The sequence below is a fragment of the Streptomyces sp. NPDC031064 genome (assembly GCF_055570965.1).
In genome coordinates, this window is sequence record NZ_JBVIGF010000006.1 from 308561 (window position 1) to 329187 (window position 20627).

Here is a 20627-nt window from a genome sequence, read left to right on the forward strand (position 1 = left end):
AACCGACCCAGGATGTGGAGGCGCAGACGCATGATCCCCTCGCTCGCCTCGTACGCCGTGGTCGTCCCCACGATCGGACGGCCCTGCCTCGCCGACTGCCTCGACGCCCTCGCCTCCTGCGAGGGGCCCGAACCGAGCCGGATCGTGCTGGTCGACGACCGGCCCGGCCCGCCGGGCGACCCGCTGCCGCTGGAGGCGCTGGGCGCGCTCGCGGACCGGGCCCTCGTCCTGCGCACCGGCGGACTGGGGCCCGCGGCGGCCCGCAACGCGGGCGTGCGCGCCGTGGAAGAGCCGTGGACGGTGCTCCTCGACGACGACGTGCGGGTCAGCGCGTACTGGCGCGAGCAGCTCGCCCGGGACCTGGCGGAGGCCTCGCCCGACACCGGCGGCGTGCAGGGCGTGGTACGGGTGCCGCTGCCCGCCGACCGCCGCCCCACCGACTGGGAACGCAACACGGCCGGCCTCCAGGGCGCCCTGTGGGTGACCGCCGACATGGCCTACCGCACGGAGGTGCTCAAGGCGGTCGGCGGTTTCGACGAGCGCTTCCCGCGCGCCTTCCGCGAGGACGCCGACCTGGCGCTGCGGGTCATCGACGCGGGCTGGCGGATCGTGCGCGGCGAGCGGCGCACCGAGCATCCGGTGCGGCCCGCCGACCGGTGGGTGTCGGTGCGGCTCCAGAGGGGCAACGCCGACGACGCGCTGATGAGGCGGCTGCACGGCCCCGACTGGTGGGAACGGGCGGCGGCGCCGCGCGGGCGCATCCGGCGGCACGCGGCGGTCACGGCGGCGGGCCTCGGCGCGGCGCTGCTGGCGGCCACCGGGCGGCGCCGGGCGGCGGTGCTCGCGGCGGCGGGCTGGCTGCTGGGGACGGCGGAGTTCGCCCGGGCCCGGATCGCGCCGGGGCCCCGGACCGTGGACGAGATCGCGACGATGACCGTGACGAGCGCGCTGATCCCCGCCGTCGCCACCTGGCACCGGCTGTCCGGCGAGCTGCGCCACCGGTCGGCGGAGAGCTGGGACGGCGTCCTGTGACGCGCCCGGCGGCGGTGTTGTTCGACCGGGACGACACGCTCGTCGAGGACGTCCCGTACAACGGCGACCCGGAGAAGGTCCGGCCCATGCCGGGGGCGCGGGAGGCGCTGCGGCTGCTGCGGGAGAGCGGGATACGGCTCGCGGTGGTGTCCAACCAGTCGGGCATCGGGCGCGGCCTGCTGACCGAGGCGGACGTACGGGCCGTCAACGCGCGCGTGGAGGCGTTGCTGGGCCCTTTCGACGCGTGGGTGCACTGTCCGCACGTACCGCGGGACGGGTGCGGCTGCCGCAAACCGGCGCCGGGCCTGGTGCTGGAGGCGGCGCGGCTGCTGGGGGTACGGCCCGAGGAGTGCGTGGTGATCGGCGACATCGGCTCGGACATGGGCGCGGCGCTGGCCGCGGGCGCGCGCGGGGTGCTCGTCCCGACGGCCCGGACGCTGCCCGAGGAGGTGGCGGCCGCGCCGCACGTGTGCCGGGACGTGCGGAGCGCGGTGCGGCTGGTGCTCCGTGACGACGCCCCCGGCGGGCGGTCATGAGGGCGCTCGTGGTGCGGCTCGACAGCTTCGGGGACGTCCTGCTGGCCGGGCCCGCCGTGCGGGCGGTGGCGCACCGGGCGGACCGGGTGACGCTGCTGTGCGGGCCGCGCGGGGCGCCGGCGGCGCGGCTGCTGCCGGGCGTGGACGAGGTGCTGGTGTGGGACGCCCCCTGGGTGGGCCTCGACCCGCCGCCGGTGCGCCGCGCCGACGTCGACCGGGTCATCAACCGCATCGCCGCCGCGCGCGTGGACACCGCGCTGGTGCTCACCTCGTTCCACCAGAGCCCGCTGCCCGCCGCGCTGTTGCTGCGCATGGCCGGGGTGGGGCACATCGCCGCCGACAGCGTGGACTTCCCCGGTTCGCTGCTGGACGTACGCCACCGGCGGGCGCCGCGCGCCCATGAGGCCGAGGCGGCGCTGGACCTCGCCGAGGCGGCGGGCTTCCCGCGCCCGCCGGGCGACGACGGGCGGCTGCGGGTGCGGCACGCGCCGGGGGCGCCGGAGCTGACCGGTCCCGGACCGTACGTGGTGGTCCACCCGGGCGCGAGCGTGGCGGCCCGGCGGTGGAGCCCGGAGCGGTGCGCGCACGCGGTACGACTGCTCGCCGGTGCGGGCCACCGGGTCGTCGTCACCGGCGGGCCGGACGAGCGGGAGCTGACCGCGCTGGTCGCCGGACGCGACGGGCTGGACCTGGGCGGCCGGACACAGCCACCGCAGCTCGCGGCGGTGCTGGCCGCGGCCGGTGCGGTGGTGACCGGCAACACCGGCCCGGCGCACCTGGCGGCGGCCGTCGGCACCCCGATCGTCTCGCTGTTCTCACCGGTGGTCCCCGCCGAACGCTGGGGGCCCTACGGCGTCCCGCACGTCCTGCTGGGCGACCAGTCCGCACCCTGCGCGGACACCCGGGCCCGCGAGTGCCCGGTGCCCGGCCATCCGTGCCTGAACGGGGTGACGGCGGAGGACGTGCTGGCGGCGGTGGAGAAGCTGCTGGAGCGCGACGACCTCCTGGAGGACGGCGCGTGAGGCCGCGCGTGCTCGTCCTGCGGGCGCTCGGGCTCGGTGACCTGCTCGCGGGGGTCCCCGCGCTGCGGGCGCTGCGGCGGGCCTTCGCGGGGTACGAGATCGTCCTCGCCGCGCCGGAGCAGCTCGCCGCGCCCGCCGCCGCGTCGGGGGCGGTGGACCGGCTGCTGCCGGCGTCGGCGCCGGGCCGGGCCGTGCCGGTGCGGCTCGACTGGGCGGGGCCGCCGCCGGAGGTGGCCGTCGACCTGCACGGCAAGGGGCCGTCCAGTCACCGGCTGCTGCAACGGCTGCGCCCCGGGCGGCTGCTGGCGTTCGCGCACCCCGGTACGCCGGAGATCGCGGGGCCCGAGTGGACGGCCGACGAGCACGAGCGCGCCCGCTGGTGCCGGCTGCTGGAGTGGTACGGCATCCCGGCGGACCCGGGTGATCTGCGGCTGCCGGCGCCGGACGTCCCCTCCCCCGCGCCCGGCGCGGTCGTCGTCCACCCCGGCGCCGACGCGGAGTCCCGGCGCTGGCCGGCGGAGCGGTACGCGGCGGTGGTGCGCGGGCTGCGGCGGCGCGGGCACCGGGTGGCGCTGACGGGCGGGCCGGGTGAGGACGCCCTGCTGGACCGGGTCCTGGGGAAGGGTGCCGGTGAGGGGCCGCGGGCGGCGGCCACCGGGGCGGGCCGGGCCACCGGACCGGAAGGCGGGCCCGGCGTGGCCGTGTTCCCGGGGGGGCTGCCGTTCGACCGGCTGGGCGCGCTGCTCGCGAAGGCCGCGGCCGTGGTGAGCGGGGACACCGGGATCGCTCACCTGGCGGTGGCGTACGGAACCCCCTCCGTCACCCTGTTCGGCCCGGTTCCGCCGCGATTGTGGGGACCGCCGCCGGGTACGCGGCACGTGGCGTTGTGGCACCCGGGGCCTCCGGGCGACCCGCACGGGCGGGAGCCGGACCCACGGCTGCTCCGCATCCGGCCCGAGGACGTCCTCAAAGCCCTGTTCGACCACCCGGAGGTACCGCGCCCGTGACCGCCGACACCCGCACCACCGTCGTCGTGATCACCCACAACCGGCGCGACCAGCTCCTGGCGACGCTGGACCGACTCGCCGCACTGCCCGAGCGGCCACCGGTGATCGTCGTGGACAACGCCTCCACCGACGGCACGCCGGAGGCCGTCGCCGAGCGCCACCCCGAGGTCACGGTGCTGCGCCCGGGTCGCAACCTCGGGGCGCCCGGCCGCACCATCGGCGTCCGGCACTCCCGTACGCCGTACGTGGCGTTCAGCGACGACGACTCGTGGTGGGAGCCCGGCGCGCTGGGGCGCGCGGCGGACCTGCTGGACCGCCACCCGAGGCTCGGGCTGCTCGCCGCCCGCGTCCGGGTCGGCCCCGAGGGAGAGCCGGACCCGCTCAACGACCGGCTCGCCGACTCCCCGCTGGACCGCGCGGCCGACCTGCCGGGGCCGCCGGTGCTGGGGTTCCTGGCCTGCGCCGCCGTCGCCCGGCGGGAGGCCTTCCTGGAGGCGGGCGGCTACCACCCGATCCTCTTCCTGGGCGGCGAGGAGACGCTGCTGGCGTACGACCTGGCGGCGCGCGGCTGGGGCGTGTGCCACTGCCCCGACGTGGTGGCCGTGCACAGCCCGGTCGGCGGGGTGCGGCCCGGCCGGCCCGCCGTCCAGCTCCGCAACGCGGCGCTCACCGCGTGGCTGCGCCGCCCGCTGGCCGTGGCGCTGCGGCACACGCGCGGCATCGCCGTACGGGCGCGGCGGGACCCGGAGGCCCGGGAGGCGCTGCGCGACCTGCTGGGCCGGCTGCCGGCCGCGCTGCGGGAGCGCCGGCCGCTCCCGGCGGCCGTGGAGGCGGCGGCGCGGCGCCTGGACGTCCAGGGGGCCGTGGAAGGAGCCGTGCCGTGACGGACCCCCGCACGACGGTCGTCGTGATCACGCACAACCGGCGCGAGGAGCTGCTGCGCACCCTCGGCCGGCTGGCCGCGCTGCCGGAACGCCCGCCCGTGATCGTCACCGACAACGGCTCGACGGACGGCACCGCCGAGGCCGTCGCCCGGCTCCACCCGGAGGTCACGCTGCTGACGCCGGGCCGGAACCTGGGCGCGGTGGGCCGCAACCTCGCGGCGCGCCGGGTCCGTACGCGGTACATCGCCTTCTGCGACGACGACTCCTGGTGGGAGCCGGGGTCGCTGGCGCACGGGGCGGACCTGCTGGACCGGTACGGGCGGCTGGTGGCGGTCACGGCGCGGATCGTCGTCGAGCCGGACGGGCGGGAGGACCCGATCGTGGCGGAGCTGCGGGACTCGCCGGTCCGGGGCCCGCAGTGGCTGCCGGGCCCCGCGCTGGGCTCGTTCCTGGCGGCGGCGACCGTGCTGCGGACCGACGCCTTCCTTGCGGCGGGCGGGTTCAGCGAGCGGCTGTGGCTGGGCGGCGAGGAGGAGCTGCTGGCCACGGATCTGGCGACCCGGGGGTGGTGGCTGGCGTATGTGGAGGACATGACCGTCCACCACGCGCCCTCGGCGGCGCGGGACCCGACGCTGCGGCGCGTGCACGGGCTGCGCAACACGCTGTGGTTCTGCTGGCTGCGGCGGCCGCTGCTGCCCGCGCTGCGGCGGACCTGGGACCTGGCGCGCACGGTGCCGCGCGACCGGGCGTCGCTGCGGGCGTTCGGGCTGGCGCTCGCGGGTCTGCCGTGGGTGCTGCGCGAGCGCCGCGTGGTGCCGCCGGCGGTGGAGGCCCGGCTGGGGTCGCTGGCGGAGGCGCAGCGCACATCGAAGGCACGGCGTTATGTGGGCTGATCGGCGGTCCCCGCGGTGACGGATTCAGCGGATCGTTCGGAGGGTACCCGGGGCGACATGATCACCATTGGGGTCGAGGAAGAGTACTTGCTGCTCGATCCGGACACCTGTCTGCCGGTCCCGCTCGCGGACCCCGTGCGCGCGGCGGCCGGTCTGGGGCCGATCGTCGAGGACGCGGAGGTCCAGTCGGAGCTGCTGCAGGCGCAGGTGGAGGTCGCCACGCCGGTGTGCACCGACCTGGAGGAGGTCGGCGGCCACCTGCTGCGGCTGCGCCACGCGCTCGGCACGGCGGCGGAGAAGAACGGCTGCCGGATCGCCGCCTGCGCGACGGCCCCGTACCGGGAGCTCGCGCCGGTGCCGGTGACCCCGAAGGCCCGCTACCTGGCGATGCGCTCGCAGGCCCCGCAGCTCGTGGCCGAACAGCTCGTCAACGGGATGCACGTGCACGCGGCCGTGCCGGACCGCGAGATGGGCGTCGCCGTCCTGAGCCGGATCCGGGTCTGGCTGCCGGTCCTGGTCGCCATGTCGGCCAACTCGCCCCTGTGGGACGGCAAGGACACGGGTTTCGCGAGCTGGCGCACGGTGATCTTCGGGCGCTGGCCGGTCAGCGGGCCGCCGCCGTGCTTCTCCTCGCTCGCGGACCACGAAAGACGCGTACAGGCGCTGCTCGACACCGGGATCATCGGCGACACGGGCCAGCTCTACTGGCAGGCCCGGCTGTCCGACAAGTACCCGACGATCGAGGTCCGCTGCGCGGACGTGCAGTTGCGCGCCGACGCGGCGGTGATGTTCGCCGGTCTGATCCGGGGGCTGATCGCCACGGCCATCCGGGAGGAGAAGGCCGGGCTGCCGCTGCCCGAGTGCCCGCCGGAGCTGCTCCAGGCGTCGAACTGGCACGCCGCCCGGCACGGCCTGAGCGGCCTGCTGGTCGACCCCGGCGGCAGGGCGCGCCGGGCCGGCGACGTGCTGTGCATGCTGCTCGACCACGTCACGCCCGCGCTCGACGAGGCCGGGGACAGCCGTGAGGTGGCCTCGCTGGTCCACCGGCTGCTGCAGCAGGGCACCTCGGCGGACCTGCAGCGGCGGGCCCTCGCGGAGGGCGGGCTGCGGGCGCTGGCGGAGCTGATCACCAGCGAGACCGTCGCGCCCTGACGGCGGGGGCCGGAGCCGGTCCCGGGGGCCATCGGGCACGGGCGCCGACCAGCGGTTCAACCGCACACAGAACGCACGCGGAACACCCCCGACCGAGCTGTCGTCACCATGCGTGACCACTCCAATGGCGCACACCACCGCGCCCCCGGGCCCCGTCCGGCCGAGCCTGGTCGCAGGTGCGGGGGGCACTGGATCGTCGTCCGCGTTCCGCACTCGTACGGATGGAGACCGAATGAACACCGCCTTCTCACGCAGTTGGGAGCACGCCGTCGTCACCGGCGGCGCCGGCTTCGTCGGTTCGCACCTGTGCCACGCGCTGCTGGACGCCGGCACCGCGGTCACCTGCGTCGACGACTTCAGCACCGGGCGGCCGGAGAACATATCCGAGCTGCGCGGCCGCCCCGGTTTCACGCTCGTGGAGGCGAACGTCTCCGAGCCGTTCTCCGTCGAGCGCCCGCCGGACCTGGTGCTGCACTTCGCGTCGCCCGCGTCGCCCGCCGACTATCTGCGCCTGCCGCTGCACACGCTGGACGCCGGCAGCCTGGGCACCCGCCACGCACTCGACCTCGCCCACCGCTGCGAGGCCCGCTTCCTGCTCGCCTCCACCTCCGAGGTGTACGGCGACCCGCAGCAGCACCCGCAGAACGAGCGGTACTGGGGCAACGTGAACCCGGTCGGCCCGCGCAGCGTGTACGACGAGGCCAAGCGGTTCGGCGAGGCGCTCACCACCGCCGAGGCGGAGGTGCACGGCACGGACGCCGGCATCGTCCGGCTCTTCAACACCTACGGTCCGCGGATGCGCGGCCACGACGGCCGGGCCGTCCCCACCTTCGTCCGCCAGGCACTGGCCGGCGAGCCCCTGACGGTCACCGGCGACGGGTTGCAGACCCGGTCCCTGTGCTACATCGACGACACCGTGCGCGGCATCCTCGCCGCGGCGGCCCACGGGCTGCGCGGCCCGGTGAACATCGGCAACCCCACCGAGATCACCATGCTGGAACTGGCCCGGCTCGTCATCGAACTGACCGGCTCCGACTCGGAGATCCGCTTCATCGAACGGCCGACGGACGACCCGGCCGTGCGCTGCCCCGACATCACCCTGGCCCGCGACAAGCTCCAGTGGGAGCCGCTTGTCAGTGCCGAAGAGGGTCTGCGGCGCACCATCGCCTGGTTCCGCGCCCACGCGGACTCCGACTCCTGACGCCCCGTCCGTCTCCCCCGACTCGCCGAAAGGCCTGGGACCCCATGCGCATTCTCGGAATCAACGCACTCTTCCACGATCCCGCCGCCGCGCTGGTCATCGACGGCCGGACCGTCGCCGCCGCGGAGGAGGAGCGGTTCTCCCGCCGCAAGCACGGGAAGCGGCCGGTGCCGTTCTCCGCCTGGGAACTGCCCGAGAAGGCCGCCGCCTGGTGCCTGAAGCGGGCGGGGCTGCGCCCCCAGGACCTGGACGCGGTGGCGTACTCCTTCGACCCCGAACTGGCCCGGCCCGCTGACGAGATGGGCCTGGACGACCCGTGGGACCACCTGCGTCTGACGTACGCGCGTGAGGCGCCCGGCTTCCTGAAGGCGGCGCTGCCGGGCCTGGACCCGGACATCGTCCGCTTCGTCCCGCACCACATGGCGCACGCCGCCTCCGGTGCCTTCGCCGCCGAGGGCGCCGGCACCTCCTCGGTGCTGGTCCTCGACGGGCGCGGCGAGCGGGCCTCGCACCTGGCGGCGCGGCGCGTCCACGACCGGCTGGAGGCGCTGTACGCACAGGAGTTGCCGCACTCGCTGGGGCTGGTCTACGAGGAGCTCACCGACCACCTCGGGTTCCTGCGCTCCTCCGACGAGTTCAAGGTGATGGCGCTCGCCTCGCACGGCCGGCCCCGGATGCTGCCCGAGCTGCGCCGGTACGTGTACCCCACCGGTGACGGCGGGTTCCACGCGACCGGGGTGCCGTGGGCGGAGCTCGCCCCGCGCCGCCGACCCGACGAGGCGTGGACCCAGGACCACGCCGACATCGCCGCCAGCGCGCAGGCCGTGCTGGAGGAGACGCTGCTGGACCTGGTGCGCTGGCTGCACGGCCAGACCCACGACAGCGTCCTCACCCTCGCCGGGGGCGTCGCCCTCAACTGCGTGGCCAACTCGCGGATCGCGCGCGAGGGGCCGTTCGACCGGGTGTGGGTGCAGCCCGCGGCCGGTGACGCCGGTACGGCGCTGGGCGGGGCGCTGCTGCTGGCGGCCGGCGGCGGGGACGACCCCACGCCGATGCCGGGCGCCGACCTGGGCCGGGACTGGTCCGACGCGGAGCTGGGCGCCTGGCTGAAGACGGCCGCCGTACCCTTCGACCGGCCGGCGGACATCGCGGAGACGGTGGCCCAGGCGCTGGCGGACAACGCGATCGTGGCCTGGTTCCAGGGGCGTTCGGAGTACGGGCCGAGGGCGCTCGGGCACCGCTCGCTGCTGGCCCACCCGGGGCACGCGGGCAACCTGGAGCGGCTCAACGACGTCAAGGGGCGTGAGCAGTTCCGGCCGGTCGCGCCGATGGTGCTCGCCGACCGGGCGGCGGAGATCTTCGACGGCGTGCTGCCGAGCCCGTACATGCTGTTCGTGCACGACGTGGCGCCCGAGTGGCGGGAGCGCATCCCGGCCGTGGTGCACGTCGACGGCACGGCGCGGATCCAGACCGTGGACCGGCAGGCCGAGCCGCTGGTGGCGCGGATGCTGACCGAGTTCGAGCGGCGCACCGGGCTGCCCGTGGTGGTCAACACCAGCCTGAACACGGCCGGCCGGCCGATGGTGGACGACCCGCGCGACGCCCTGGAGTGCTTCGGCTCGTCGCCCGTCGACCTGCTGGCCATCGGTCCCTACGCGGTCCGGCGCGGGGACTTCTTCCGCTCCGACGACACCGACGACGCGTCACGGTGACGGGAGGCGAGCGCTCATGAACATCCTGCTGTGGCACGTGCACGGGTCCTGGACGACGGCGTTCGTCCAGGGGCCCCACACCTACCTGGTGCCCGTCACCCCGGACCGGGGCCCCGACGGGCTGGGCCGGGCGCGCACCTTCACCTGGCCCGAGTCGGTACGGGAGGTGACCCCCAAGGAACTGCGGGACGCGCAGGTGGACCTGGTGGTCCTCCAGCGGCCGCACGAGTTCGAGCTGGCCGAGCGCTGGCTGGGCGGGCGCCGTCCGGGCCGGGACGTACCGGCGGTGTACCTGGAGCACAACGCGCCCGAGGGCAACGTCCCCGACACCCGTCATCCGTGCGCGGACCGCGACGACCTGACGCTGGTCCACGTCACCCACTTCAACAGGCTGTTCTGGGACAACGGTTCGGTACGGACCGAGGTGATCGAGCACGGCATCGTCGACCCGGGTCACCTGTACACCGGGCGCCTCGCGCGGGCGGCGGTCGTGGTCAACGAACCCGTCCGGCGCGGCCGTCACACCGGTACGGACCTGCTGCCCGCGCTGTCCGAGGCGGCGCCGCTGGACGTGTTCGGCATGCGTACCGAGGGGCTCGCCGCGCACCTGGGCGTACACGAGGAGCGGTGCCGGAGCACCGACCTGCCGCAGCGGGAGCTGCACGCGGCGATGGCCGAGCGCCGGCTCTACCTCCACCCCATCCGCTGGACCTCGCTGGGGCTGTCCCTGCTGGAGGCCATGCACCTGGGCATGCCGGTCGTGGCGCTGGCCACGACGGAGGCCATCGAGGCGGTGCCGGCGGGCGCCGGGACGCTGTCGACGCGGCCCGAGGTGCTCGCGCGGGCCGCCCGGACCTACCTGAACGAGCCGGAGACCGCTGCCGAGGACGGCGCGCGCGCCCGGCAGGCGGCGCTCGAACGGTACGGGCTCAAACGCTTCCTGAACGACTGGGAGCGCGTGATGACGGAGGTGCGGTCATGACATCCCTCGACCCCATGGACACCGGTCCCCGGAACACCGGCCCGGCCCGCCGCCGCCCCCTGGACGCCGACGCGCTCGGCGACGCCGACCGGCTCGACGACGTCGACGGGATCGACGACGTCGACGGGCTCGGCGCCATCGACGACATCGACGCGGAGGCGGAGGCCATCGAGGCCGAGGTCATCGAGGGCGAGGCCGCCGAGGCGCTGGACGCGGAGGCGATCGACATCGACATCGGTGCGGGCGACCGCGCCGGGCGCGGCGGTGGCCACGGGCTGTCCATCGCGCTCGTCTCGGAGCACGCGAGCCCGCTCGCCGTGCTGGGCGGTGTGGACGCGGGCGGCCAGAACGTGCACGTCGCACGTCTCGCCGGCGCCCTCGCCGACCGGGGCCACCGCGTCACCGTCTTCACCCGCCGCGACGCCCCTGACCTGCCCGACCGGGTGATGCTGCGGCCCGGCGTCGAGGTGCACCACGTGCCCGCCGGCCCGCCCGAGCCCATCCCCAAGGACGAACTCCTGCCGTACATGGCGGCGTTCGGCCGCTGGATGGCCCGTGAGTGGCGGACCCGTCCGCCCGACCTGGTGCACTCGCACTTCTGGATGTCCGGCGTGGCCTCGCTGCGCGCCACCCGGGAGGCACGGCTGCCGTTGCTGCACACGTACCACGCGCTGGGAACGGTGAAGCGGCGCCACCAGAGGCAGGCCGACACCAGCCCGCCGGAGCGCGTCGACCGCGAGCGGGAGGTGGGCCTGGGCTGCGACCGGGTGATCGCCACCTGCCACGACGAGGTCTTCGAGCTGAGCCGGATGCGCATACCGACCGACAAGGTGGGCGTCGTGCCGTGCGGCGTGGACACCGAGCAGTTCTGCCCGGACGGCCCGGCCGCCGAGCGGGACGGCGGCCACCGTCACCGGCTGCTCCAGCTCGGCCGTCTGGTCCCGCGCAAGGGCGCCGCGGTCTCCATCACGGCGCTGACCCGGCTGCCGGACACCGAACTCCTCATCGTCGGCGGCCCTCCGGCCGACCGGCTCGACACCGACCCGGAGGTGCGCCGGCTGCGGGAGATCGCCCGGCTCGCCGGGGTCGCGGACCGGGTCCGGTTCACCGGGGGCGTACCGCCCGAAGACGTGGCGCCGCTGCTGCGCAGCGCCGACGTGGTGCTGTGCCCGGCGGACTACGAGCCGTTCGGCATCGTGCCGCTGGAGGCCATGGCGTGCGGGCGGCCGGTCGTCGCCAGCGCGGTGGGCGGGCAGCTCGACACCGTCGCCGACCCGGCCACCGGCCGGCTGGTGCCGCCCCGGGACCCCGAAGCGCTGGCGCGCGCGGTGGGCGAACTGCTCGCCGACCCCGCGCTGCGGGCGGCGTGCGGGGCGGCCGGCCGCCGCCGGGTGCTGAGCCGGTACGGCTGGGCGAGGGTCGCCGCGGCCACCGAGAAGGAGTACGCCGCGGTGCTCGCCGCCCGGCCAGCCGTGACGGGCGTGGCCTGACCCGGTCCACCGGTACGACGAAGTCCGAAGGAGGTGTGGGCCAGCCGCCGTCCCCGTCCCACGACAGGGAGCGCGGTACGCCCGAACGCCATGACCGATCCCCTCGCTTCCTCCACCCTCGAAGCGGCGCACGAGCACTGCCAGGCGCTCCAGGACGCGCTCGGCCGGTTCCGGCGCCGGAATCTGGACCGGATCGCGGAGTGGGGCGGCCACCTTGCCGCCGTCCTCCCGGTGGGCGGCCGGCTGCTGGCCGCCGGCAACGGCGGCAGCGCCGCGCAGGCCCAGCACCTGACGGCCGAGCTGGTGGGCCGCTACCAGCGGGAACGGCCCGCCTTCTCGGCCATCTCCCTGCACGCCGAGACGTCCAGCGTGACGGCCATCGGCAACGACTACGGGTTCGACCAGGTGTACGCCCGGCAGGTCGCCGCCCACGGCCGTCCCGGTGACGTCCTCATGCTGCTGTCCACCTCGGGCCGCAGCGCCAACCTGATCGCGGCGGCGGTGACGGCCCGCCAGGCCGGGCTGCGGGTCTGGGCGCTCACCGGCCCGCGGCCCAACCCGCTGGCCGAGGCGGCCGACGAGTCCTGCTGCGTCGAGGCCGGCTCGACGGCGACCGTCCAGGAGACCCACCTGGTGGCCGTGCACCTGCTGTGCGAGTACTTCGACGCGGCGGTGGAGGCGGGGCCGCCCTCGCGTGCGGCGGGCGCGTCGGCGCCCGTCGCGGCCCGGCGGAGGATGTCATGAGTGCGTACAAGCCCCTGGTGGTCGTGGGAGACGTCCTGCTGGACGAGGACATCGAAGGCGTCTCCACCCGGCTCGCCCCGGACGCCCCGGCCCCGGTCGTCGACGTCACCGGCGACCAGCGCCGCCCCGGCGGTGCGGGACTGGCCGCCGCGCTCGCCACCCGTGGCGGGCGGGACGTCGTCCTGGTGACCGCGCTGGGCGACGACCCGGCCAGCGAGGCCGTGCGCCGCACCCTGCGGGGCCGCGTCCGGCTGGTCGAACTGCCCCTCAAGGGCACCCTGCCGGTGAAGACGCGGGTGCTGGCGTCCGGCCGGCCGCTGGTGCGGATCGACCGCGGCGGCGGCGACCCCGGCGAGCCGGACGGGGCCGTGCGCGACACGCTCGCGCAGGCCCACGCCGTGCTCGTCGCCGACTACGGGCGGCACACAGCGAGCGCGGTACGGGACCACCTGGCGGCCGTCGCGCCCAAGGTCCCCGTGGTGTGGGACCCGCACCTCAAGGGCGACGCGCCGGTCCCCGGCTCGCGGATCGTCACGCCGAACGCCGCCGAGACGATGGCGCTGTGCCGCGGTGACGGCGACTCGCTGCGCGCGTTCGCGGAGCGGGGCGCCGACCTGGCGGAGCGGTGGCGGGTGGCGGCGGTGGCCGTGACGCTCGGCGAGCGCGGGGTGCTGCTCACCCGGCCGGGCGCCAGCACACCGATGCTGGTGCCGGCGCCGTACCGGGCGGAGGGCGACGCGTGCGGTGCGGGCGACTGCTTCGCCGCCGCGACGGCCGCCGCGCTGGCGGACGGCGCCCTCCCGGAGGAGGCGGTGCAGCGGGCGGTGGCCGAGGCGGCCGCGTTCGTCGCGGCGGGCGGCGCGGGCAACCCCTCGCTGTGGCGCACGCCGCCCCCGGCCGGGCCCCGCGAGGCGCCGGAAACCGATCCGTTCGTGCTCGCGGAGCAGGTGCGGGCGCGGGGCGGGACGGTGGTCGCGACGGGCGGCTGCTTCGACCTGCTGCACGCGGGCCACGTGGGCCTGCTGGAGAGCGCCCGGCGGATCGGCGACTGCCTCATCGTGTGCGTGAACTCCGACGAGTCGGTCGGACGCCTGAAGGGCCCGGGCCGGCCGCTGAACCCGCTCCCCGACCGGGTGCGGGTCCTCGCGGGCCTGGGCAGCGTCGACGCGGTCGCCGTGTTCGACGGGGACACGCCCGCGGAGCTGCTGAGCCGGCTGCGGCCGGACGTGTGGGTCAAGGGCGGCGACTACTCCGCCGAGGACCTCCCGGAGGCGGAGGTGCTGCGCGCCTGGGGCGGCCAGGCGGTGGTCCTCCCCTACCTCAACGGCCGCTCCACGACTCTCCTGGCCCGCCGCGCCGCCCAAGCGGCGACGCCGATCCGCCCACCGGGCCGGTAAGGCACGGGAGCCGCGCCCCCACGCCCCGCACCCGGACGACGGCTCGGGTGGGGCCGTGCAGGGTCGCCCCCGCAGAGGTTGGCGGCGAAGCGTGGGCTCCCGAGCCCGTATCCCAAGGCCGCCGGCCTCGAGGAGGTGAGCCCGGAGGGGCCCCGCCCCACCCCACCCGGGGTGGCCGCCCGACCCACCGGCCCGCACCCGGGCTGACCGAGAACGGGCGCCGCCCCGTCCCGTTGTGCCCACCCGTTCCGCCGTGCGGAACGACTGCCCACAACGGGGGACGGCGTGGTCGTCAGGCCGCCGTGGAGAGTGCCGGGCGGTCCGTGAGGGCAGGGGTGTGGACCAGGACCGGCTCCGGGACGCGGCGGCGCCGCAGCAGGTGGCCCGCGCCGATCGCGCCGGCGATGAGCAGGCCGCCCGCGACCAGGGCACCGCGGGCGCCGGCCAGCTCCATGAGGAGGCCGAGGGCCGGCGGGCCGGCCAGGGACCACATGGTGCGGATGCTGTTCCAGACGCCGAGGACGCGGCCGCGCATGTGGGCGGGCGGGTCGGTCTGGAGGACGGTGGTCCCGGCCGTGTCGGAGACCGACTCGACGACGGCCATCGGCAGGACGAGGACCAGCAGGACCGCGAGGGACGGGGAGAGCCCGGCCACCACCTGGAGCAGACCGCCGGCGGCGGCCAGGGTGCCCACGAGGCGTACGGACGGCTTGCGCAGCCGTGCGCCGAGGACGGCGCCGACGATGCCGCCGACGGCCAGGACGGTGGAGACCGTACCGAAGGCGCCGGCGCCGCCCGCGAGCGGTCCGGTGACGAGGACGGCGAGGGTGAGCCCGTAGTTGCGGCCGAAGATCGCGCTGATGCCGCTGATGCCGGCGAGGGCGACGAGCCGGGGGCGGCGGGCGAAGAAGGCCAGGCCCTGCCGGACGGTCATGTCGTCCTCGCGCGGCGCCGTCGGCGCGGCCTTGGTGACGGCGTTCGCGACCGGGCGGAGGAAGGGGATGACGGCCGCGACGAAGAGGAACGACACGCCGTTCGCGGCGTACGCGGCGGCCGTGCCGAAGACACCGACGGCGAGGCCCGCGAGTCCCGCGCCGGCGAGCCGCCCCGCGTTGCTGACGAGGGACCCGACACCGATGGCGGAGGGGACGTCCTCGGCGCGGACCAGGTCGTTGCCGAGCAGCGCGCAGGCGGGCCCGTCGATGGTGGCGATGAGGCCGGTGACGGCGGCGAGCGCCATCAGGACGCCCAGGTTGAGCTGGTCGAACGCGACGAGCAGGGCCGTGGTGAAGGCGACCGCGCCAAGCAGCGCCTGGCTGACGGCGGCGGTCAGCTTCCGGGGCCAGCGGTCCACGGCGGCACCGCCCGCGACGCTCACCAGGAGCCCGGGCGCGGCCTGCACGGACAGGGACAGGCCGGTCGCGGCGGCGGAGCCGGTGATCTGGAGCACCAGCAGGTTCTGGACGGTGAGCTGCATCCACGTACCGGCGTTGGACACCAGGTTCGCGAGGGACCACCAGCGCATGCTGCGGTACTTGAGGGAACGCCACGGCGAGTGGTCGGCGCGCGCGGGGGCAGGGGCGGAGGGCGTGGAGGAAGAAGGCACGGTGCGTTACGGGGGTGACGAGCCGGTGGACTCGGATGGCGGAATTCGGCGGAAGTGGGGCCATCTGCTGCGTCGCACGGCCGGTCCACCGGATCTGTCTGCTGCCGCGCGCCTCGTGGGAGGCGGTCGGGCAGCGTCGACCATGGTGGCAGAAGGGCCGGTGCCGCGAACGGGGGAAGTGGCCTGGTCAGCGGCGTGGCGGGGCGCGTTTTCGGGTCTGACCTGGGCTTTCGGCACTTCTGGTGTGCTTGCTCACAGTGACTGCCCGGCATGCCGTCCGTAGTGGCGCAGGCCACAGTGGAAGTCAGCAACCGGCAGTGGAGGAGGCAGGCATGGGCGGCGATCTTCGGGGCAGGCAGGCGCTGGTGACCGGCGGGGCGCGTGGACTGGGCGCCTCGATCACCCGGCGGCTGGCGGGCGCGGGCGCGTCCGTCCTGGTGGCGGACGTGCGCAAGGAGCAGGCGCGGGAGCTGTGCGAGGAGCTGGCCGAGGACGGGCGGGACGCCCGGTTCGTGGAGCTGGACGTGCGGGACGCACGGGCCGTGGCGGAGGTGTTCCGGGAGCTGGACGGGGAAGGCCAGGCGGTGGACGTGCTGGTCAACAACGCGGCCGTGGACGTCTCCAAGCCGATCGAGCACCTCACGGCGGAGGAGGTGACCCGGGTCGTCACCACGAACCTGCTGGGGCCGATGTACCTGTGCCTGGAGTCCTACCGCCGCATGGTCGCCCGGGGCGGCGGCCACATCGTGAACATCCTGTCGACCGCGTCGAACCGGACGTGGACGGAGGCCGGGCCGTATTCGGCGGGCAAGTCGGGGCTGCGGGCCTTCACGCACACGCTGTTCAAGGAGGCGCAGCGGGACTGCCCGGGCATCGGGGTGACGGGCATCATCGCGGGCGGCATGGAGACGCCGTTCATCCTGGAGCGGTTCCCGGACGCCGACGTGTCGATGCTCCAGAGTCCGGACATCGTGGCCGACACGGTGCTGTACGCGCTGTCGGTGCCGGTGGGCAGCGCGGTGTCGGAGCTGGTGGTGGTGCCCCGCAAGGAGCCGTCCTGGCCGTGATGAGGGGTCAGGTGGGCGGGCGTCCGCTGCGCAGCATGTGCAGGACGGCCCGCTCGGCGGGGCCCTGGGTGGCGGGGATGCCGAAGGCGCCCTCGGTGCCGAGGCGGGGCAGGGCGGCGGCGACGGTGACGCCCTCCTCGTACAGTTCGATCACGCGTGGGTTGATGTAGGAGGCGCGGCAGACGGCCGGGGTGTTGCCGAGGTATTCGGCGACTTCGCGGGCCGCCCGGGCGATGGCGCGGCGGCGCGCGGTCTCGCTGCGGGAGACGGACTGGGAGACGGCGAGGGCGACGGCGGCCATGACGGTGGCGTGCCAGGTGCGGAAGTCCTTGGCGGTGATGTCGAGGCCGGCCAGGTCCTTGAGGTACGCGTTGACGTCGGCGCTGCTCAGGTCGTGCCAGTCGGGCCGTTCCCAGTAGGCGAAGAGCCGCTCGCCGCCGCCGCGCCGGCGCAGCAGCGCGGTGAGGGTGCGGCAGGTCGGGGGGTCGGCGACGGTCTGCATGAGCTCCCTGCCGTGCTTGGCGGGGTAGGTGAAGACGACCGCGCCGGACTGGCAGCGGGAGTGTTCGCGCAGCAGGGTGGTCAGGCCGTAGCTGTTGTTCTCGTCGGTGTAGCGGTCGCTTCCGATGCGGAAGAAGCCGAGGTCGAGCAGGCGTACGGCGGTGGCGAGGACGCGCTGGCGGGTCAGTCCCCGGTCGCCGAGGTGGGCTTCGACGGCCTCGCGTACGGCGGGCAGCCGCTCGGCGACGTCGAGGACGTGGTCGTGCTTGGCCTGCTCCTGCTCGGCGCGGAACTGCGGGTGGTAGAGGTACTGGCGGCGCCCGGCGGCGTCGGTGCCGACGGCCTGGAGGTGCCCGTTGGGGCGGGCGCAGATCCAGACGTCCCGCCAGGCCGGCGGAATGACCAGGGCCTTGACGCGGGCGAGTTCCGCCGGGTCGCGCAGCGGGCGCCCGGCGGGGTCGAGGTAGCGGAAGCCGCGCCCGTGGCGCTTGCGGCGGTGGCCGGGGTCGGTGGGGCGGCTGTGGTACAGGCGCAACGGATCCTCCTCGCGGGGGCGCTATGGCCGGGGGAGAATCCGTGGGGCCGGTGTCAGGCCGGCTTGAGCGGGTCGTGGCCGATGTCCATCAGGCCGTGACGCCAGTCGGTGCCCCCGGCTGTGGGGTCGAGTGACGGGTCGCGCTGCGAGCGGACGATCTCGCAGACGCGCTGCATGACGCCGACGTCGTCCTCGGTGAGGTCGGTGCGGCGCTTGCCGAGGATTTCCAGGACGCGCCGGCCCAGGGGCTTCCCGGAGCGGTCGGGGACCTCTTCGGTCTCCTCGCCGGCCGATTCGACGTTCAGCCACTCCTGGAGTTCGCGCGAGGTCATGTTGACGACGGTGTGGAATTCGTCCCAGAGCGCGTCGCTGATCTGTTCGGACACTGCCATGGCGGCCTCCTGTGCGTTCGGACCATCCCCGGGTTTCCGTGCCGGAGCCCCGGCAAACACGGCGGACGTCGCGTCACGGCGGGATCGGCTGCTCGGCCCAGATCGTCTTGCCGGTGGGGGTGTAGCGGGTGCCCCACTGCTGGGTCATCTGCGCGATGAGGAACAGGCCGCGGCCGCCTTCGTCCTCGCTGCCGGCGCGCCGCAGGTGCGGTGAGGTGTGGCCGGTGTCGGAGACCTCGCAGATCAGGTTTCGGTCGCGGATGAGCCGGAGCTGGATGGGGCCGGAGGCGTAGCGGATGGCGTTGGTGACGAGTTCGCTGACCACGAGTTCGGTGGTGAAGGACAGCTCCCCGTCGAGCCCCCAGGCGTCGACCTGCCCGGTGGCCAGGGCACGGGCCCGGCCGACCACCTCGGGGTCGTCGGTCAGGTCCCAGGCGGCCACCTCGTGGCTGTCGAGGGTGCGGGTGCGTACGAGGAGGAGCGCGGCGTCGTCGTCGACGGGGCCGGGCAGCAGCGTGGTGACGATCCGGTCGCACAGGTCGTCGAGGGGCCGCTCGTGGTCGGCGAGGACGGTGTGCAGCGCGTCGAGTTCGGCGTCGCGGTCGCGGTCACGGCCCTGGACGAGCCCGTCGGTGAACAGCGCCATGAGGCTGCCTTCGGGGAGGTCGAACTCGGCGCTCTCGAACGGCAGGCCGCCGAGCCCCAGCGGCGGTCCGGCGGGTACGTCGGGGTGGCTGACGGCTCCGGTGGCGGGATCGACGACGGACGGCAGGGGGCTGCCGGCGCGGGCCATGCTGCACCGGCCGGCGACCGGGTCGTAGACGGCGTACAGGCAGGTCACGCCGAGCGCCGGGTCGTCGGCGTCGGTCCCGGAGCCGGGGGTGTGGACGGCGGCCTGTTCGTGGGCGTCCTGGGTGACGAGTTCGTCGAGGCGGGTGAGGAGTTCGTCGGGCGGGAGGTCGAGCCGCGCGAACGCCCGCACGCTGGTGCGGAGGCGGCCCATGGTGGCGGCGGCGCGCACCCCGTGGCCGACCACGTCACCGACGACGAGGCCGACGCGGGTGCCGGACAGGGCGATCACGTCGTACCAGTCGCCGCCCACCCCCGCCCTGCTGTCGGCCGGCAGGTAGCGGTGGGCGACATCGACGCCGGTCAGTTGCGGCAGGCGCCGGGGCAGCAGGCTGCGCTGGAGGGTGAGGGCGGCGGCGTGCTCGCGGGTGAAGCGGCGGGCGTTGTCGATGCTGACGGCGGCGCGGGCGACGAGTTCGTCGGCCACCAGGAGGTCACCCGACTCGAACGGGTCGGGGTGACGGTCGCGGCAGAACGTCACGACGCCGAGGGAGGCGCCTTCGGTGCGCAGCGGCACGGCGAGCCGCGAGTGCACGGTGCCCGTGCCCGTGTCGAGGACGGGGCGCCCGGTGGCCAGGCAGCGCGCCTGGAGGGAGTCGGCCGGGTGGTCGACGGTCCGGCGCCGGGCGGGGTGGGCGTCGCGGTCGGCGGAGGCGGGCCCTTCCCACACCCGTACGACGCGCCGGGCGGTCGCCGTTCCGGGGGTCGGCTGCTCGCCCTCCAGGACGACGTCGATGAGGTCGACGGTGATGCCGTCGGCGAACTGCGGGACGGCGACGACCGAGAGTTCCTGCGCCGTGCGGGTCATGTCCAGGGAGGTGCCGACCCGGCCGCCGGCCCGTACGAGGAGGTCCAGGCGCTGCTGGGCGAGGTAGCGGTCGGTGATGTCCACCGTCTCCTCGCAGACGCCCAGGGGACGGCCGTCGGCGTCCTGGAGGCGGTAGTACGAGCAGGACCAGACGTGATCGTGCTCGGGGTCGGCGGGCGGGCGGCCGCTGTAGTGGAGTTCGATGACCGGCTCGCCGGTGGCGACCACCTGGCGCATGACCTCCGCGAGCGTGCCCGGGTAGCCGTCGGAGAGGATCTCGCCTTCGGCGACCATCTCGTCGGGGGCGAGTCCGGCGTACTGGAAGGTGCCCATCTCCTGGTAGAGCGCGTGGTTGGTCCACACGACCCTCAGGTCGGTGTCGTAGATGGCGAGGCCGACGGGCGACTGGGTGGCCAGGCCCCGGAGCATCGACTGGAGGGCCTCCCACCGCTCCGTCTCGTCCGCGTCGGCCACCGCGACCAGCTTGGCGGGGCCGGTGCCGCCGTGGGACAGGGGCAGGCTCGCGGTCGCCACGCGGATGATGTGGCCGTCGCGGTGGCGCATGTGGAGGACCTGGCGCCGGGCCTGTGCCGCGCCGGGGAGGGGTGTGGCCAGGTGGTACTCGCCGGGGCGGTCGACGATGAACGTGCCGAGGGGGCGGCCCACCGCCTCGGGCGGGGGGTAGCCCAGCAGGGCGTGGGCCGCCGGGTTCCAGCCGACGATCGTGCCGTCGGCGTCCAGGACGGCCGTCGCCGCTTTCGTGACGTCGAGGGGGCCGCGGAAGTCGGCACCCTCGGCCGCGTACACCGCGCTCATG

General features: G+C 75.5%; 18 protein-coding genes. 14 read left to right on the forward strand and 4 right to left on the reverse strand.

Annotation, left to right across the window (positions count from 1 at the left end; genetic code table 11):
- Positions 1-30 precede the first annotated feature (30 nt).
- The 13 genes from ACZ46W_RS23140 (at position 31) to rfaE2 (ending at position 14052) form a co-directional block, all read left to right on the forward strand.
- The gene (locus ACZ46W_RS23140; RefSeq protein ID WP_468340471.1) at positions 31-1032 is read left to right on the forward strand and encodes a glycosyltransferase family 2 protein; all 1002 of its coding nucleotides are present in this window, start codon (positions 31-33) and stop codon (positions 1030-1032) included.
- Positions 1029-1568, forward strand: coding sequence for a D-glycero-alpha-D-manno-heptose-1,7-bisphosphate 7-phosphatase (locus tag ACZ46W_RS23145; RefSeq protein WP_468340474.1), 540 nt, complete (start codon positions 1029-1031; stop codon positions 1566-1568). Before ACZ46W_RS23140 ends, ACZ46W_RS23145 begins: the two co-directional genes overlap by 4 nt.
- Positions 1565-2590, forward strand: a complete 1026-nt coding sequence (locus tag ACZ46W_RS23150) for a glycosyltransferase family 9 protein (RefSeq protein ID WP_468340477.1) — start codon at positions 1565-1567, stop codon at positions 2588-2590. The genes ACZ46W_RS23145 and ACZ46W_RS23150 overlap by 4 nt, the downstream gene beginning before the upstream one ends.
- Positions 2587-3597 carry a glycosyltransferase family 9 protein gene (locus tag ACZ46W_RS23155; RefSeq protein ID WP_468340480.1) on the forward strand — a complete coding sequence of 337 codons (1011 nt, stop codon included), beginning with the start codon at positions 2587-2589 and terminating at the stop codon, positions 3595-3597. Before ACZ46W_RS23150 ends, ACZ46W_RS23155 begins: the two co-directional genes overlap by 4 nt.
- Positions 3594-4481: a glycosyltransferase gene (locus ACZ46W_RS23160; RefSeq protein WP_468340484.1), complete on the forward strand. Its 888-nt coding sequence runs from the start codon at positions 3594-3596 to the stop codon at positions 4479-4481. Before ACZ46W_RS23155 ends, ACZ46W_RS23160 begins: the two co-directional genes overlap by 4 nt.
- A complete protein-coding gene (locus ACZ46W_RS23165; RefSeq protein ID WP_468340487.1) occupies positions 4478-5374 on the forward strand; it encodes a glycosyltransferase family 2 protein in 897 nt (298 codons plus the stop codon). Before ACZ46W_RS23160 ends, ACZ46W_RS23165 begins: the two co-directional genes overlap by 4 nt.
- 57 nt (positions 5375-5431) lie before the next feature.
- Positions 5432-6526, forward strand: a complete 1095-nt coding sequence (locus ACZ46W_RS23170) for a carboxylate-amine ligase (RefSeq protein ID WP_468340490.1) — start codon at positions 5432-5434, stop codon at positions 6524-6526.
- A 232-nt stretch (positions 6527-6758) separates the two neighbouring features.
- Positions 6759-7727, forward strand: a complete 969-nt coding sequence (locus tag ACZ46W_RS23175; protein WP_366126942.1) for a UDP-glucuronic acid decarboxylase family protein — start codon at positions 6759-6761, stop codon at positions 7725-7727.
- Between the two features lie 44 nt (positions 7728-7771).
- Complete coding sequence (locus tag ACZ46W_RS23180; protein ID WP_468340493.1) at positions 7772-9439, forward strand: carbamoyltransferase family protein; 1668 nt, start codon at positions 7772-7774, stop codon at positions 9437-9439.
- A 16-nt stretch (positions 9440-9455) separates the two neighbouring features.
- Entirely contained in the window at positions 9456-10421 is a 966-nt protein-coding gene (locus ACZ46W_RS23185) for a glycosyltransferase (RefSeq protein WP_468340496.1), read from the forward strand.
- Positions 10418-11911 (forward strand): glycosyltransferase, encoded by a 1494-nt coding sequence (locus tag ACZ46W_RS23190; protein ID WP_468340499.1) that lies wholly within the window; start codon positions 10418-10420, stop codon positions 11909-11911. The genes ACZ46W_RS23185 and ACZ46W_RS23190 overlap by 4 nt, the downstream gene beginning before the upstream one ends.
- Before the next feature lie 90 nt (positions 11912-12001).
- Entirely contained in the window at positions 12002-12655 is a 654-nt protein-coding gene (locus ACZ46W_RS23195; RefSeq protein WP_468340502.1) for a D-sedoheptulose-7-phosphate isomerase, read from the forward strand.
- Complete coding sequence (gene rfaE2 / locus ACZ46W_RS23200; protein ID WP_468340505.1) at positions 12652-14052, forward strand: D-glycero-beta-D-manno-heptose 1-phosphate adenylyltransferase; 1401 nt, start codon at positions 12652-12654, stop codon at positions 14050-14052. The genes ACZ46W_RS23195 and rfaE2 overlap by 4 nt, the downstream gene beginning before the upstream one ends.
- Positions 14053-14344: 292 nt before the next feature.
- Here rfaE2 and ACZ46W_RS23205 read toward each other — a convergent pair whose 3' ends face one another.
- Positions 14345-15658, reverse strand: a complete 1314-nt coding sequence (locus tag ACZ46W_RS23205; RefSeq protein ID WP_468340508.1) for an MFS transporter — start codon at positions 15656-15658, stop codon at positions 14345-14347.
- A gap of 332 nt (positions 15659-15990) precedes the next feature.
- On the opposite strand from ACZ46W_RS23205, the gene ACZ46W_RS23210 reads away from it, so the two are divergent.
- On the forward strand, positions 15991-16725 hold the full coding sequence (locus tag ACZ46W_RS23210; protein WP_468340511.1) for an SDR family oxidoreductase: 735 nt from the start codon (positions 15991-15993) through the stop codon (positions 16723-16725).
- Positions 16726-16732: 7 nt separating this feature from the next.
- On the opposite strand, the gene ACZ46W_RS23215 is transcribed toward ACZ46W_RS23210, so the two are convergent.
- The 3 genes from ACZ46W_RS23215 to ACZ46W_RS23225 form a co-directional block, all read right to left on the reverse strand.
- Positions 16733-17761, reverse strand: coding sequence for a DNA topoisomerase IB (locus ACZ46W_RS23215; protein ID WP_468340514.1), 1029 nt, complete (start codon positions 17759-17761; stop codon positions 16733-16735).
- A gap of 53 nt (positions 17762-17814) precedes the next feature.
- Positions 17815-18153, reverse strand: a complete 339-nt coding sequence (locus ACZ46W_RS23220; protein WP_468340517.1) for a DUF3140 domain-containing protein — start codon at positions 18151-18153, stop codon at positions 17815-17817.
- A gap of 73 nt (positions 18154-18226) precedes the next feature.
- Positions 18227-20626: a SpoIIE family protein phosphatase gene (locus ACZ46W_RS23225; protein ID WP_468340520.1), complete on the reverse strand. Its 2400-nt coding sequence runs from the start codon at positions 20624-20626 to the stop codon at positions 18227-18229.
- Between the last annotated feature and the right edge of the window lies 1 nt (position 20627).